The 14,501-nt window shown below is 49.1% G+C and carries 12 protein-coding genes; 9 read left to right on the forward strand and 3 right to left on the reverse strand.

The genetic code is table 11. From position 1 onward, the window contains the following. Positions 1-599 precede the first annotated feature (599 nt). The 4 genes from purH to ilvA all read left to right on the forward strand — a co-directional run bounded on the left by purH (position 600) and on the right by ilvA (position 6,543). The gene (purH, locus tag ACFRAM_RS20220) at positions 600-2,147 is read left to right on the forward strand and encodes a bifunctional phosphoribosylaminoimidazolecarboxamide formyltransferase/IMP cyclohydrolase (protein WP_175371686.1); all 1,548 of its coding nucleotides are present in this window, start codon (positions 600-602) and stop codon (positions 2,145-2,147) included. Positions 2,148-2,173: 26 nt separating this feature from the next. After that, a complete protein-coding gene (purD, locus tag ACFRAM_RS20225) occupies positions 2,174-3,439 on the forward strand; it encodes a phosphoribosylamine--glycine ligase (RefSeq protein WP_379467464.1) in 1,266 nt (421 codons plus the stop codon). A gap of 322 nt (positions 3,440-3,761) precedes the next feature. Beyond that, the gene (locus tag ACFRAM_RS20230) at positions 3,762-5,078 is read left to right on the forward strand and encodes an SEC-C metal-binding domain-containing protein (protein ID WP_379467466.1); all 1,317 of its coding nucleotides are present in this window, start codon (positions 3,762-3,764) and stop codon (positions 5,076-5,078) included. A gap of 202 nt (positions 5,079-5,280) precedes the next feature. Further along, positions 5,281-6,543, forward strand: a complete 1,263-nt coding sequence (gene ilvA, locus ACFRAM_RS20235) for a threonine ammonia-lyase IlvA (protein WP_379467468.1) — start codon at positions 5,281-5,283, stop codon at positions 6,541-6,543. A 206-nt stretch (positions 6,544-6,749) separates the two neighbouring features. On the opposite strand, the gene ACFRAM_RS20240 is transcribed toward ilvA, so the two are convergent. Together ACFRAM_RS20240 and ACFRAM_RS20245 are read right to left on the reverse strand one after the other, a co-directional pair. After that, positions 6,750-7,700 (reverse strand): hypothetical protein, encoded by a 951-nt coding sequence (locus tag ACFRAM_RS20240; RefSeq protein WP_379467470.1) that lies wholly within the window; start codon positions 7,698-7,700, stop codon positions 6,750-6,752. Positions 7,701-7,757: 57 nt separating this feature from the next. Beyond that, positions 7,758-8,420, reverse strand: coding sequence for a DUF1129 family protein (locus ACFRAM_RS20245; RefSeq protein WP_379467472.1), 663 nt, complete (start codon positions 8,418-8,420; stop codon positions 7,758-7,760). 183 nt (positions 8,421-8,603) lie between these two features. On the opposite strand from ACFRAM_RS20245, the gene ACFRAM_RS20250 reads away from it, so the two are divergent. From ACFRAM_RS20250 to ACFRAM_RS20260, 3 genes are all read left to right on the forward strand, one after another. Further along, positions 8,604-8,804, forward strand: coding sequence for a hypothetical protein (locus ACFRAM_RS20250; protein ID WP_379467474.1), 201 nt, complete (start codon positions 8,604-8,606; stop codon positions 8,802-8,804). Between the two features lie 175 nt (positions 8,805-8,979). Further along, positions 8,980-9,810, forward strand: a complete 831-nt coding sequence (locus tag ACFRAM_RS20255) for an alpha/beta hydrolase family protein (RefSeq protein ID WP_066379456.1) — start codon at positions 8,980-8,982, stop codon at positions 9,808-9,810. Between the two features lie 85 nt (positions 9,811-9,895). Next, positions 9,896-10,672 carry a DODA-type extradiol aromatic ring-opening family dioxygenase gene (locus ACFRAM_RS20260; protein WP_379467477.1) on the forward strand — a complete coding sequence of 259 codons (777 nt, stop codon included), beginning with the start codon at positions 9,896-9,898 and terminating at the stop codon, positions 10,670-10,672. Positions 10,673-10,889: 217 nt separating this feature from the next. On the opposite strand, the gene ACFRAM_RS20265 is transcribed toward ACFRAM_RS20260, so the two are convergent. Continuing rightward, positions 10,890-12,278: a helix-turn-helix domain-containing protein gene (locus ACFRAM_RS20265; RefSeq protein WP_379467479.1), complete on the reverse strand. Its 1,389-nt coding sequence runs from the start codon at positions 12,276-12,278 to the stop codon at positions 10,890-10,892. A gap of 177 nt (positions 12,279-12,455) precedes the next feature. Here ACFRAM_RS20265 and ACFRAM_RS20270 point away from each other — a divergent pair, with 177 nt between their 5' ends. Next, positions 12,456-13,550, forward strand: a complete 1,095-nt coding sequence (locus ACFRAM_RS20270) for a DUF3048 domain-containing protein (RefSeq protein ID WP_379467481.1) — start codon at positions 12,456-12,458, stop codon at positions 13,548-13,550. Positions 13,551-13,867: 317 nt separating this feature from the next. Continuing rightward, a complete protein-coding gene (locus ACFRAM_RS20275; protein ID WP_066379897.1) occupies positions 13,868-14,485 on the forward strand; it encodes a DUF47 domain-containing protein in 618 nt (205 codons plus the stop codon). The last annotated feature ends 16 nt before the right edge of the window (positions 14,486-14,501 follow it).

Below are 14,501 nucleotides of genomic sequence, written 5' to 3' on the forward strand. Positions count from 1 at the left end.
GTAGTTAAGGCGAATCGGTCGACTCCAAATGACATTTGAAGCTACTCTCCAGCGAGAGTGATATTTCTCGGGAAATATTGCACAAACTGCGAGTGATGTCGCATGGCAGGGGATACCGGTCGATGGTTTAACAGGAAATTCTCCCGTTAATGTGCCTCATTTCCGTGCTTTGGACGATTTAAATGGAAAAATTCCAGTTAATCGGCTCGTTTGTACAGCATTCGATGATATCGGACGAAATAACAGGAGATTTTCCCGGTAAGTTGTCAGAAAAGGTATGCATGGCTAAATTAACAGGAAGAAATCCTGTTAATTGGTAGGTGGTCGCGATTGAAGCTGTTATAACGACTGTTGTAGCTACTATTGAAGCTATGGTTATTGCGTGCGGTTAGCTGAGATCGTTCACCGTTGTAGCTACTGCTACTGGCCGCGACTACAATGCTTATGACAACTTAACAGCCTTTCATTTTCCAGCAAGACAGCTATTCTCACGTATTCAGATTCACCCCGTTTAGATTGTGGTCCCTTATTCTTTTCGTTTATCTTGGCTATTACGGCTTTATAAATTGCACGGAACATCCGGAGGAGGACTATTCAAAGTGAGTATCAAAAGAGCGCTGGTCAGCGTATCGGATAAACAGGGTATCGTGGATTTTTGCCGCGAGTTGTCTGCATTGGGCGTAGAAATCATCTCCACAGGCGGAACTAGCACACTTCTGGCTAAAGAAGGCGTGCCGGTCATCGGCATCTCCGATGTGACAGGGTTCCCCGAAATTATGGACGGACGTGTCAAAACACTTCATCCAGCCGTACATAGCGGCCTGCTAGCTGTTCGTGACAATGAAGAGCACACACGTCAAATGACTGAGCTTGGCTTGGATTACATCGACCTCGTTGTTGTCAATTTGTATCCTTTCGCAGAGACGATTGCTAAGCCGGACGTAACGTATGAAGACGCCATCGAGAACATCGATATCGGCGGACCGACGATGCTGCGTTCTGCGGCGAAGAACCATGCTTTTGTCAGTGTGGTAGTGGATGCCAGCGACTATGCAGCGGTGCTTGAAGAGGTTCGTGCAGGTGGAGATACGACACTGGAGACCCGCAAACGTCTTGCGGCAAAAGTGTTCCGCCATACGGCGGCTTACGATGCCCTGATTTCCGATTATTTGTCAAATGTAACCGGTGATCCGCTGCCGGAGCGCTACACGGTAACTTACGAGAAGATCCAGGATCTGCGCTATGGCGAGAACCCACACCAGAAGGCTGCTTTCTACCGCAAGCCATTGGCTTCGCTGGATACGCTGACAGCGGCAGAGCAATTGCACGGCAAAGAGCTGTCCTACAATAACATCAACGATGCCAACGCTGCCCTGCAAATCGTAAAGGAATTTGAAGAGCCGGCTGTCGTAGCGGTTAAGCATATGAACCCTTGCGGAGTGGGCGTAGGTGCAAGCGTGTATGAGGCTTACCAAAAAGCTTACAATGCTGATCCGACCTCCATCTTTGGTGGTATTGTGGCTGCGAACCGCATTATTGATGCGGATACAGCTAATCTACTGAAGGATATTTTCTTGGAGATTATTTTAGCGCCAGGCTTCACGGATGAAGCGCTCGAAATTTTGACCAAGAAGAAGAATATCCGTCTGCTCAAAATCGGCAATCTAAGTGCGGCAGCTGCGCGTAAGAGCAGCTTTGTCGTGACCTCCATCGACGGTGGTATGGTAGTTCAGGAGAGCGATGTGCACTCCATTAACCCGGATGAGTTGCAGGTGGTAACTGACCGTAAGCCTACGGAAGAAGAACTGAAGCAATTGCTGTTCGGCTGGAAAGTTGTTAAGCATGTGAAATCCAACGCCATCGTGCTCGCAGCTGATGATATGACAGTCGGCGTAGGCGCAGGCCAAATGAACCGTGTCGGTGCGGCGAAGATCGCGATTGAGCAAGCCGGAGAGAAATCCAAAGGAGCCATTCTGGCCTCCGATGCCTTTTTCCCAATGGGCGATACCTTGGAAATGGCTGCAAAAGCAGGAATTACAGCGGTTATTCAGCCGGGCGGCTCCATTAAGGACGAAGAGTCCATCAAGGTCGCTAATGAGTATGGCATCGCTATGGTCTTCACTGGCGTTCGTCACTTCAAACACTAGAGCTGGCTTGGGAGGATTTCATTGTTATGGATATTTTAGTGGTTGGCGGCGGCGGCCGGGAACATGCGATTATATGGAGCCTGTCCAAGAGCCCGCGCGCCGGTAAAATCTACTGCGCCCCCGGCAATGCCGGGATTGCGCAGCTGGCGGAGTGCGTGCCGATCGGCGTATTTGAGTTCGACCGGCTAACGGCTTTTGCGAAGGAGCGGGAGGTTGGTCTGGTCGTCATCGGGCCGGATGACCCGCTGGCTGGAGGGATTGTTGACGCTTTTGAAGCAGAAGGCATTCCGGTCTTCGGTCCGCGCCGCAATGCGGCAGAGATCGAAGGCAGCAAGACCTTCATGAAGGATCTGCTACACAAGTACAATATTCCGACAGCGGCGTATGAGAAATTTGACGATTATGAAGCAGCTGCGGCTTATCTGCAAGAGCAGCCACTGCCGATAGTTATCAAAGCGGACGGACTGGCAGCAGGCAAAGGCGTGACTGTAGCCTACTCCAGAGAAGAAGCAGACAAGGCGCTGGCAGATATTATGGTCAGCAAAGTATTTGGTGAAGCGGGCGCTCAAGTTGTCATCGAGGAGTTCCTGGCCGGGCAAGAGATGTCCATTCTGGCCTTTGTGGACGGGGAGACGGTGCGGCCGATGGCTGCCGCCCAGGATCACAAGCCGGTGTACGACGGTGACAAGGGGCCTAATACAGGCGGAATGGGTACTTATTCCCCACTGCCGCATATTGACGAAGCTATTATCCGCGAAGCGGTGGAGAGTATCATTGAGCCTACGGCGAAAGCCATGGTAGCGGAAGGACGCCCGTTCAGCGGGGTGCTGTTCGCAGGGCTGATGATTTCGCCGGATGGCAAGCCGAAGACGATCGAGTTCAATGCCCGCTTCGGTGATCCAGAGACCCAGGTGGTTCTGCCAAGGCTCAAGAGTGATCTGCTCGAAATCTTTCTGGCTGTAGTGGAAGGGCGTCTGGCAGACATAGAGATCGAGTGGAGCGAGGAAGCCGCAGTATGCGTAGTGCTGGCTTCTGGCGGCTACCCGGGATCTTACCCGAAGGGTGAACCGATTTCCGGTCTGGAAGAGGACGGAGAAGGGCTGGTCTTCCATGCGGGAACGGCCCGTGGTGAGGATGGAAGCTGGTTGACTAACGGCGGCCGGGTCCTGGGCGTCGTAGGACTGGGCGCGGATATTCGCGAGGCTCGCGAAGCGGCTTATGCCCGTGCCGAAAGGATCGCTTTTCCCGGAAAACAAAGCCGTAGCGACATCGCGATGAAGGCACTCGTCTAAGGAAAAAGGACTGTATCTAGCATTTTTTTACGCTATAAGTCCTAAAAAAGGACTGACAAGTGATAGAAAAAGTGCTATAATACAACACGTACGGGGGAAAATGTGCGGATATATACAGATAAAGGGGCCTTTCCGATCATGGAAAGGCCTTTTTTAAACATCAGCTTGTGCAAATTATGCTGTGCCGTTTTCTGGGGGTGCTTGAAATGTCATCTTACAGCACATATGATATAAAGGTTCCGTGCCGGAGATAACATACCAGGGCATGCAGCAGTGCGCTTGATGGCGTACATTCAGTCACAGATTTAAGGGGGAATTGGTTTTGAGTAAGGTTGGAAGAAATGACTTGTGCCCGTGCGGCAGCGGGAAGAAATATAAGAAGTGCTGTCTCGGCAAGGAGCAGGATGCAGTCGAATCCATACTGCGGCTCGTAACAACGGAAGAAGCCGCGGCGCAGGAGATTTCGGCAGTTGCCCTGCAAACAGAACAACCGGCAGCAGCACAGCCCGCAGAACGCCCGGAGAACAAGCTTACCCTGGCCAAGCTTAGAAAAATGGTATCCCGTGACCTAAAATGGGAGCATCCGTCCCATGAGCAATTGGGGTTGCATCTCATAGAGAGCATGAGAAATAAATTCGACAAGGAGCTTATTCAAGAGGCGCTTGTCCTGTGGAACGGCTATTCTCGTCAAACCAAACCTGCGGTCAAGAAGATGGGTTCCTTCTGTGCAGCGATAGAATATTTGCTGTCTGAAGAGTACGGCTTCCTTCTCACCCAGGCGGAACTGGCGATTAAATATGAGGTTACTGCGGCAACGATCTCACGTAAAGTGAAGGAAATGCTGAATTATATCGAAGAGTACGGTATGGGCGAAGCGCCTGACACATTGGCTGAACTGAGCAGCCTGGAAAGTCCGAAGGAGAAGGAGCAGGCGCTACTGGCAAAAGTGATGGAAACCCCGTCGGCCAAACGCCGGGTACAGCTTGCACGTACGATTCTGGAAATTTACCCAGACAGTCCGGACGCTTATCTTGTTCTGGCTGAGGAATCTGAGGATGAGGAAGAGGCCCGTGCTTTTCTAAAAGCTGGGATGGCTGCCGGAGCACGCGAGCTGGGCGAAGACTTTTTCAAGGAGAATAAAGGTCATTTCTGGGGGCTTGTAGAGACACGGCCTTATATCCGTATCTGTAAGAGTTATGCTGATTCCTCTTGGTTCGGCGGAAATGCCGAAGAAGCGGTTAAGACGCTGGAGCACGTGCTGGAGCTGAATCCGGACGATAACACAGGTGCCCGTTATTTGTTGGTAGCAGCCTACCTCTACAACAATAAGCTGGGTAAGGCGGAGCAGATTCTTAAGCTATATGGTAAAAATGATGCCGCGGCTTCCTATGCCTATGGCCGTATGCTGCTGGAGTACAAGAAGAACGGGCTGACTGCCCAGCTAAAAATGCTGTACCGTGTTGCCCGTAATGTGAACAAGCATGTGCCTGAATATCTGCTTGGCACCAAGCGGCTGCCGCATAATCTCCCGGACTATGTTGGGAGAGGCGATGCCAATGAGGCGATCGAATATGTCATCGTGAATTCACGCCTTTGGACAAGCGTGCCGGATCTGCTGAAGTGGATGTTGAAGCAATAGTACAGGAGTGATCGCTGAGGTGCCTATGCTGGCGTTCAGCAACGTATAAGAAGAGGTGTCTCGGGAGTCATGAACAGATGACTGCGGGACACCTCTTATTGTGTTTTCTACCTAAGAAAAACTGGCCTTGAAAAAAGTCTGAGGGAATAGTATGTTACAAGAAGCAAAACGATTAGACAGAGACAGTGAGGCGAGGAGAGTCATGAGAGAAGACGAAGACCGGATCTTGGGGATGGAAGATATTGTACGGGCACATCACGTGCTGCGCGAGGTCATTGTTCGTACGCCGTTGCAGCGTGATGCGGTACTGTCTGCCAAATATGATTGCGATGTGTACTTGAAGCGGGAGGATCTGCAGATTGTCCGCTCCTTCAAAATACGCGGGGCTTATAATATGATTCGTAGCCTGTCCCCAGAGGACAGAGAGAAAGGCATTGTCTGCGCCAGCGCAGGCAACCACGCCCAAGGCGTAGCTTACTCCTGCAAGGCGCTTGGAATTAAAGGCAAGGTCTATATGCCGAGCACCACACCAAGCCAGAAGGTGAAGCAGGTTCGGCGCTTTGGCGGGGAATTCGTAGAGGTCATTCTGAAGGGGGATACCTTTGATGATGCCTATGACGAAGCTTTGCAGGCCTGCATCGATTTCGGGATGACGCTGATCCATCCGTTCGATGAGCCGAGAATTATTGCCGGTAACGGAACGATTGGCATGGAGGTTATGGAAAGTCTGGACAACCCTGCCGACTTTATTTTCGTGACTATTGGCGGCGGCGGCTTGGCTGCAGGCGTCTCAACCTATGTCAAAACCGTTAGCCCTTCTACGAAGGTCATTGGTGTTGAGCCACTTGGTGCGGCTTCTATGAGTGAGGCCTTTAAGCAAGGAAAAGTAGTTACCCTGGATCACATCAACAAGTTCGTAGACGGTGCGGCTGTTAAGCGTGTAGGTGGATTGACGTACGATATTTGTTCACGTTCTCTGGATGATGTTGTTATGGTGCCTGAAGGTAAGGCTTGTACGACTATTCTGGAGTTATATAATGAAAATGCCATTGTTGTAGAGCCAGCAGGCTCCCTGCCTATCGCGGCGCTTGATCAGTACCGTGATCAAATCCGTGGCAAAACGGTGGTTTGCATCGTTAGCGGTGGCAATAATGATATTGACCGGATGCAGGAGATCAAGGAGCGTTCGCTGATCCATGAAGGTCTCAAGCATTATTTCATGGTGAATTTCCCGCAGCGTGCTGGTGCACTTCGCGAATTCCTGGCAGAGGTGTTAGGTCCGGAAGACGATATAACCCGTTTTGAGTATACGAAGAAGCATGACAAGGAGAACGGCCCTGCACTGGTTGGCATTGAGCTGTCCAGTAAGGAATCATATGCCCCGCTGATCGAACGGATGCAGCAGAAGGGCATGGATTATACAGAAATCAACAAGGATATGAATTTGTTCAATATGTTAATTTAATTGGATACGGCTGAGAGAGCTGTATGAGATATAAAAAAGCCCGTCCCACTTTTGAATAGTGGGACGGGCTTTTGCTGTTTGATGCCGCGTTTTATTGTTTTCTGAAGGCTTGTATTGCTCTTTGAAGCTTTGTATTGCTTGCTAAAGGTTTGCATTGCAATCCTGGTTTGTGGAGTCTTCAAGGACTATCTTCACACAGCTATACGCTAAGTTAGAGGGACTTCCTTGGATCTGTACTGCTCTACCTTGTCGTCGAGCAGATAGCCGTTCTCTTTCAGCAGCTTCATGAAGCCTTCGAGCTTCTGTAAAAAGGGGCTATTATCAGGGTTCTTGGCCGATAACAGTCCGGCATAGGCCTTCTGTGCCTCCAAATCCATTTCTAGATTATCGTAATGGAATAGAGGCGTGTTGTTCAGGCCATAGAATGTGCTGGCGATGTACTTCGCGTATAGCTGCTTCGCGGCCGTAATCCGATTTGACTTCGGATAGCTGCGTGTGAACTGCTCTGCCGCCAGAGCGCGGGCGGCTACCTCGGTCCAGGCGATGACCAGCCCGTTGTCCTTGGCAGAGGGAAGGTCAGACTCCGCAGCCATCATCGTTAGATAATCGCTGATGTCGTTCGTGACATAAACTTTGTACTTGCGGTAGGCTGCATAATCAATTACAGGAAAGTAAGTACCTTCTGCCGTCTCCAGCTTATAGCCGCTCTCTCCAGCGGTCTCCAGCAACGTTCGCAGGGCAGGATCTTTAACACTTTCAGCCAGCTTGACCATACTAACCTGCGGTTTATATACGGTAGCCAACTGGCGCTGCACATCACTTCTGCTGAATTTGTTCTCCCATGCCCCAAGAGCGGCCTTATGTAGGTTCTCAAGCTGCAAAGTCATCATTGTGGCCCGGTAAGAAGTCACGGCATACAAGTTGCTGTTCAAATATTTAATAGCCTGCGGAAGCTTGGACGACGACGAGAGCAGGGGCTGGGCAGCCTTGTATATAGCTTCCGAATGACTGTTGTCTGCGCTTGTTGTGGAAGTCTTGCCGGTGCTTTCCTGAGTGCTTGATCCGCTTCCCGCTGCATAAATAGATGCGGTGGGGATGGCTTGTACACCGATGGTAACCGCAAGAACGGCTGCTAACAAATAGGGCTTCTTGTTCATATGTGCTTCCTCCTGTCTATTTGAAATGGAGTAAGAGAAGTAAGAGAAGTAAGAGACTTATTTTTTCAAGAACAGCACTTTCAGGCCGACCGCTCCGGCAGCGAAAATAATCAGGCTGATCCAAGGGGAAATCGAAAAGACGGGCAGCAACGTATCCAGGTACGTACCGACAAATATCACTACAGCGGCTATTGCAATATAGATGCTTAGTCCCTTGAGGTCAAAACCCTTTGTCTGCGGTGTGTCGCTATCAGACAAGGCAGCCATCCACTTCATAAATAATTCAATGACGACAATGGAGCCAATACCTACGGCAATAAGGGTGAAGAGGCTGACCTGATTGAATATTCCCGATGAGCCGGTAGTCCATTGAAACAACAGGCCGAATGCGCCTAATACGCCGAAGAGGCAGGTCAGAGCCGCCCATGGAATCATTAGGTAGTAGCTCAGCTTACTTCTGGCGGGAGCCGGCGGTACACTCTCCACGATTTCTCTGAAATAGTCTTCCGGATGCTCCCCGAAAATTTGTTTGGCGTTCCTGCCTTTGCCTTGTTCTTGAACCAGCAGCTTGGCCGCTTCCAGGAGCAGTTCCTCTGTACGAAGAGCATCAACCCGGCTGGCCCGCATCGCGAGAATCATATCCTCAAAATACGAGCGGTTGAACGGTGTCAGCTGCTCGCGAAGTGCGTTGTTTTCCTTAATCATATCTTTAACTTTCATGGGGTGGATATTACCTCCAATATCATAAATCATGAATACCTTAGCCTAAAGTATACGTTTGACAAGCAGGTCAGTGCAAGGAAATGCGTTTCGACCTGTGATGCATAATCCTTATCAAAGCGTGAACACTGATAAGGTAATGGATTTGAACAAATACAGTACTTGGAAGGGCAGGGCGAGGTTATGGAACATGGTGATCAGAAGGAGCAGGACAGATTCATGGGCGATGGCTTCGAGCCTGAACCGACCCATGGCATGGTTGATTGGGGTGGTTCCGATGGCTTCAGTCTCTGGGATGCTGCCACGGGAACAACCGATAACTGGATGAAGGATTGGGAAGGCAGACAAGAAACGCATGACATGTTCCACAACAGTTACGACTGACGGGCCCTTTCAGCAACGGTGGCCTCTTTTGTTCCCGGTGAACAAGAGAGGTCTTTTCCTTTTCTATTGACAATAATGTTGGATACCGTATAATAAGAATATAATTCATACTAAATTTATCGGAATTACAAAATATATCAGATGCAGATATGTATTTTAGAAGGAGGACACGGCAATGGAACGCGCAATTGTAATCCGGCATAACCGGGAGGAACTAACCGCAAGCATTCATTATCCGACAAAAGAAAAAGGGACCACCGGGCGTTGCAAGGACCGGGTTCCTTTGGCGGTGATTTGCCATGGATTCGTAGGTAACCGGATCGGGGTGGACCGGATTTTTGTCAAAGCTGCCCGGGAGCTGGCTCAGGACGGTTACATGGTTATTCGCTTTGACTATGCTGGCTGCGGCGAGAGCAGCGGGAATTACGGCAGCGAGGATATGGAGTCCATGATCGCCCAGACTCGTGCCGTACTGGATTACGGGATTAGTTCCGCAGATGTGGACCCGCAGCGGGTAACGCTGATCGGACACAGTCTTGGCGGGGCCGTAGCTCTCTTAACAGGGATCCGTGATCGCCGGGTTAAGAACCTTGTCCTGTGGTCGGCGGTGGGCTACCCGTTCAATGACATTGTGAAGATCGTGGGCCGGGATGCATATGATCAAGCGGTGAAGACTGGTTCGGCTGATCATGCTGGCTATTCCTTTACCCCTGTATATTTTAACTCCCTGGCGGCGTTCCAACCATTCCAAGAGGCCGGCAAATTCAGCGGTGATGTGCTGGTCGTTCACGGGACTTCGGATGATGTTATTCCGGTAGACTACGCTTTTCTTTACCAAAAGCTATTCTGGACCCGGCCGGAGGGCCGGTGCGATAAAGAAATTATTTTTCAGGGGGATCATACCTTCTCCACTGGCCCGGCGCAGGAGCAATTGCTTAAGCGGACTCGGGAATGGATGAACGAGCAGGAGCATCTGCAGGAGGAGTGGCAGAACTGGATGATATAGAAAGCTCTTCTCTACTCGCCAAACAGGGGAAGAAGGGGTAAAATAAAGATGCAGGCCATATACTGGGTTAGGAGGTTGGCATCCTATGAAATTACCCGCATTTTTTATCGCGCATGGTTCCCCGTTGCTTGCCCAGGAGGATAACGAATATACCCGGTTTCTGGAGCGACTCGGCCGTGATTTAGGAAAACCCCGCGCTATCGTTGTATTCACGGCGCATTGGGATAGTCCGGAGCAGCTATTGACTGTGGATGTTCAGCATGAGGCGAAGCACGACTTCTACGGATTTCCTGAGGAAATGTACTCGCTGACCTATCCGGCTCCAGGCGATCCTGAGCTGAGCCGCGAGATCTCGGAGTTGTTCAAGGCACAGAACCTGCCGCATCAGCCGGTGCTTGGCCGTGGACTGGATCATGGCGTATGGGTGATCCTGAAGAAGTTGTTTCCGCAGGCAGACGTACCTGTAGTTGCGTTATCGGTAGACTCTCTGCGTTCCCCTAAGGAGCAATATAACATCGGACGCATGCTGGCCCCGCTGCGAGAGCAGGGCGTGCTCATTATCGGCAGTGGAGGATTGGTGCATAATCTGAGACTGCTGAGAGAAGATGATCAGCCCGAAGCATGGGCGCAGGAATTCGATGCCTGGGTCGCTAAAGGCCTCCAGTCTTGGGATCTCCCAGAGCTGTTCGCCTATGAGAAGAAGGCCCCTCATGCCCGAGAAGCTGTCCCCACCTATGGAAAAGAGCATTTTGTGCCCCTCTTCTATGTGATGGGAACCGCAGATGAGGGCAGACAGGCACAGCTAATGATCCAGGCTTATCAATACGGAACTCTTAGCCTGAATTGCTGGATGCTCGACTAGAATTGAATATGAGACCTTGAGAATAAATGAATACAGGGTGCAGTCGGAATTTGCCGGCTGCACCCTTTTTGAGTTGTTTTTATGGATTAACACTGGTGGGGGAGAGAATTGTTAATTTCCAACGCCATGACTATTAATAGTGATAGTCGTTTTTACAGGTTTCTCTGAATCATTGGATGGATTGGGAAGACCAACAACAGCAACAGCGCTAAGAATACTACATGTAGCCAAGAGAAAAGCCAATTTTCTTTTCATTTAACTTTTGCACCTCTCTAATTAGAATAGTATATCTATCTTGAGATTCTGCAGGTGCATGATGCCTGAATTGTTCGTATAATCCCACACATCTCAGTATTGCACTATCACACTTTATTTTAATAGAAGATTCCAAACTTTCCAATACTAGTAATATACCTTTTTGAAATTTTTTGTTGTTTAAATAATAAAGACCTAGTTCAGCCAGCAATCGTGTATGACGATCCATCGTGATCAAACTGTTCACTTCCCCAAAGAGTCCTTCTTGGTCTTTTAATCGAAGATGTGGATCAAAGCGTTCAAGAACAGGGTCTATATTGAAATGGTACGTATTCGAAGCCGCAACGATTCTGCATAATCCGACGAAAACCTCGTCTTGTCTGGTTGAGAGATAGTCAATGTATTCCGGCAAAACCTCAGCTTGCCCTCGCATTAATTTGTACATATAACGGTTTGCTTCAGACCATTCATGGAACTGATATATGATTTGCGCCTCTTCGTCAGAAGGGGAATCCACCCAATCTGCTGTGCCATATAAATCTGCATATTCCAAGGCCGTCTCATAATCTCCATGTTGACTGTAAACATTACCGAGCGATAAGTGAGCGTATAGGACGTAAAACACAAGGGGCTTGTTCGGTTCATTGTACGGATGACTTCGTCCACGGGATTGCTCGTATTGAATCATAGCTTTGTGTCCCATTTTTTGCGATAACAGCTCAACTGCCTGCCAACGATGGAGAGAGATATTCACATTGATCAATTCATTAAGCGCATCCAACTGGTACATTTCGTCCAGCCGGTCAATGTAGGGCTCAAATTGAATAGCAGCAAGCGTATTTAGATCCTGGTCTTCACATAAGTTAATGATGAACAAACGGTAATGACAAAGGGCCAGTCGTTCGGAATGTTGATACTTCTCAGTTTCGGCCAGACTTTCATAGAGAATCAACGCTGCCGCTCTCTTGCCATTCCTAAAGAATTCTTCAGCAGCCTCAAACAGCAAAGGTGCATAAGAGAGTCTGTCCAGCATCAAATGAACGGTCTGCCGAATATAATCCAATTTATTCAATTCTGCACAGCGATTAAGATACGGTCCTAACCTACGCCAATCTGGTGAAGAATGAAAGAAGCAGTCCTGAATGTATAGATCATAAAAATGTCCTTCTTCGAGCCGCATAGCTGACGTGATCTTGTCTAACTGTTGCATGGAGATTGTTTTTTTGTCGTTAAGAATATTGCTTAGTGTTCCAGTATGTAACCCGGCTGCTTCTGCAAACTGACTGACAGTTATCTTTTTCTCTTTTAAAAAGCTTTCTAATTGTGCGGTTATCGTGGTTGTCGGTTCCATATGAACACCACCCTCACTATAAACCAAAAATAGGAAACTTATGTATTCAATTTATATAATATTACTTATAAATACAGCGGTCAATCGTAGAGATCACTAATCCTAGCGAAACCAAGACAAAATGGACAGGCTGTGATTAAATGGAAGAAACGCTTGAAAGAGAGGAACGACCACCTTATGATATTGAACCGTGCTTCTTCCCGTTTGCTGTGCAGTTTTCTTCTTGCCGGGGGGCTGTTGTCCGCTTGTGGAACCGAGGCTGCACTGAATCAGCCGGTAGCAACTACTGAGTCTATCCCCGAGCCGACGGTGTCCAGTGAGCCTTCGCCATCTCCGGTACCTGTCGGAGGGCCAATATCCGGTTTGACGGGACTGCAAGTCCCGGAGGAAACCGCGCTGCCGCGGCCCTTATCCATAATGATCAACAATGCACCAGCCGCCCGTCCACAATCGGGGGTAAGCGAGGCGGATATTCTGTATGAGGTGCTGGCTGAGGGTGGGATTACACGTTTGATCGGTGTGTTCCAGAGTCATACTGGTGTTGTGAAAATCGGCCCGATCCGCAGCATCCGGCCATATCTTATTGATATTGGCGAGAGCCACGGCGGTGTGACCGTGCATGCGGGAGGCAGTCCTGACGCTTATGCCATTCTGCAGAGACAGAAGAAGGAAGACCTCGACGAAATCGGAAGGGCCGGGGCCTATTTCTGGCGGGACAAGGATCGTAAAGCCCCACATAATCTGTACAGCAACACAGCAAAGCTTAGGGAAGGGTCGGAAAAGCTAGGATATGCGCAGGATACGCCAGTGCCCGGTTATCTTTTCAACAATCCTGATGCCCAGCCAACCGGAGGACAAGTCGCGTTCGAATTCAACGTGAATTTTCTATTGAAGAGCTATGATGTCGGGTATAAATATAATGTCGAGCGGGCGACTTACCAGAGATGGGTGAACGGCAAGCCGCATCTGGATCTGAATAATGACCACCCCGTGGAAGCTGCGAATGTTGTCGTAATGGGGAGTGACCATAAGGTGCTGGATGATGTCGGCAGGCTCCAGGTCGATGTGGAACTTGGAGGAGAGGCGCTGCTGTTCCAGCGCGGAGAAATCATTCAAGGCCGCTGGTCGCGTAAGCCTGGTGATATCATTCGTTTTGTGAAGGATGGTAAGGAGGCACTCATGTATCCAGGTGTCACGCATATCCTGATTGTGCCCAATGCACCGTCATTCAACAGTCACATTACTTATCCGGGGGCGGAGAAAACAACTTAGAGAATAAGTTCATTCGTACAGGCGAACAGTAAGGTATGCCCCCAGCCGCTTGGCAGAGAAGGCAAGCTACTTGAAAAAGCGCATAACATAGCCTTTTATCAATCCAGTATGTCCCATTATTTCCGTGAATGTAGAAATATTATTGCTATTCAACGAATTTGTTATCATACTGTAAAAAAGTTGTCGTTTTTTACTTCTATCCCTTCCACTGTTATGTTAAGATAACAGAGTTGTCATTCATTTTCATGCTTTTTCATTTGGATGACTTCGCGTTTAGACCGTTATTTTATGTAATTTATGTAAAGGGGTTTAAAATGATGAAGTTGAGAAAAAAGGACATATTCTTTGAAACGCTGGAAAACATGGCGGATACCATTGTCCAAGCTGCGGATTATTTTGCTCAAAATATTACTAATCTTCAGAATAACGTGGAGAGCTTTGCCGCAGAGATGAAGAAGTACGAATCGCAGTGTGATACTTACACGCACACCGTTATCAAAGAATTGAACAAAACGTTCATTACGCCTCTAGAACGCGACGACATTATGGACCTGATCACGAGCATGGACGATGTCATTGATGGTTTGGAAGCTTCAGCCTCACGTTTCTATATGTATAACTTGCTTGACGCGGATGAATATATTGTGCAATTTGCAGAAATTCTCCGTCAAAGCGCCTATGAAATTCAAAAAGCGGTGCACCTGCTGTCCCAGAAAAAGCTGCTGGCGATCCGTGAGTATACCATTCGCCTGAACGATCTCGAGAACCAGGGCGATGAAGTGTTGCGTACTTGCACAAAAGCCCTGTTCGAAAAAGTGAAGGACCCGATTGAGCTGATCAAGCGCAAAGAGCTGTACGAACGGCTGGAGACGACGACCGATAAATGCGAGGACGTCGCTAACAAGCTGGAATCGATCATCATGCGTAACTCATAATAAGGGGCCTTCAAAT

It is taken from the genome of Paenibacillus sp. NPDC056722 (assembly GCF_042790635.1).
GTDB lineage: Bacteria > Bacillota > Bacilli > Paenibacillales > Paenibacillaceae > Paenibacillus_AQ > Paenibacillus_AQ agri.

Bases quoted from the DNA above. Each gene is read 5' to 3' on its own strand.
- ACFRAM_RS20245 (WP_379467472.1), bottom strand. From the start codon at position 8,420: ATGAAAGTTAAAGATATGATTAAGGAAAACAACGCACTTCGCGAGCAG.
- purD (WP_379467464.1), top strand. From the start codon at position 2,174: ATGGATATTTTAGTGGTTGGCGGCGGCGGCCGGGAACATGCGATTATA.
- ACFRAM_RS20250 (WP_379467474.1), top strand. From the start codon at position 8,604: ATGGAACATGGTGATCAGAAGGAGCAGGACAGATTCATGGGCGATGGC.
- ACFRAM_RS20255 (WP_066379456.1), top strand. From the start codon at position 8,980: ATGGAACGCGCAATTGTAATCCGGCATAACCGGGAGGAACTAACCGCA.
- ilvA (WP_379467468.1), top strand. From the start codon at position 5,281: ATGAGAGAAGACGAAGACCGGATCTTGGGGATGGAAGATATTGTACGG.
- ACFRAM_RS20260 (WP_379467477.1), top strand. From the start codon at position 9,896: ATGAAATTACCCGCATTTTTTATCGCGCATGGTTCCCCGTTGCTTGCC.
- ACFRAM_RS20275 (WP_066379897.1), top strand. From the start codon at position 13,868: ATGAAGTTGAGAAAAAAGGACATATTCTTTGAAACGCTGGAAAACATG.
- ACFRAM_RS20270 (WP_379467481.1), top strand. From the start codon at position 12,456: ATGATATTGAACCGTGCTTCTTCCCGTTTGCTGTGCAGTTTTCTTCTT.
- ACFRAM_RS20240 (WP_379467470.1), bottom strand. From the start codon at position 7,700: ATGAACAAGAAGCCCTATTTGTTAGCAGCCGTTCTTGCGGTTACCATC.
- ACFRAM_RS20265 (WP_379467479.1), bottom strand. From the start codon at position 12,278: ATGGAACCGACAACCACGATAACCGCACAATTAGAAAGCTTTTTAAAA.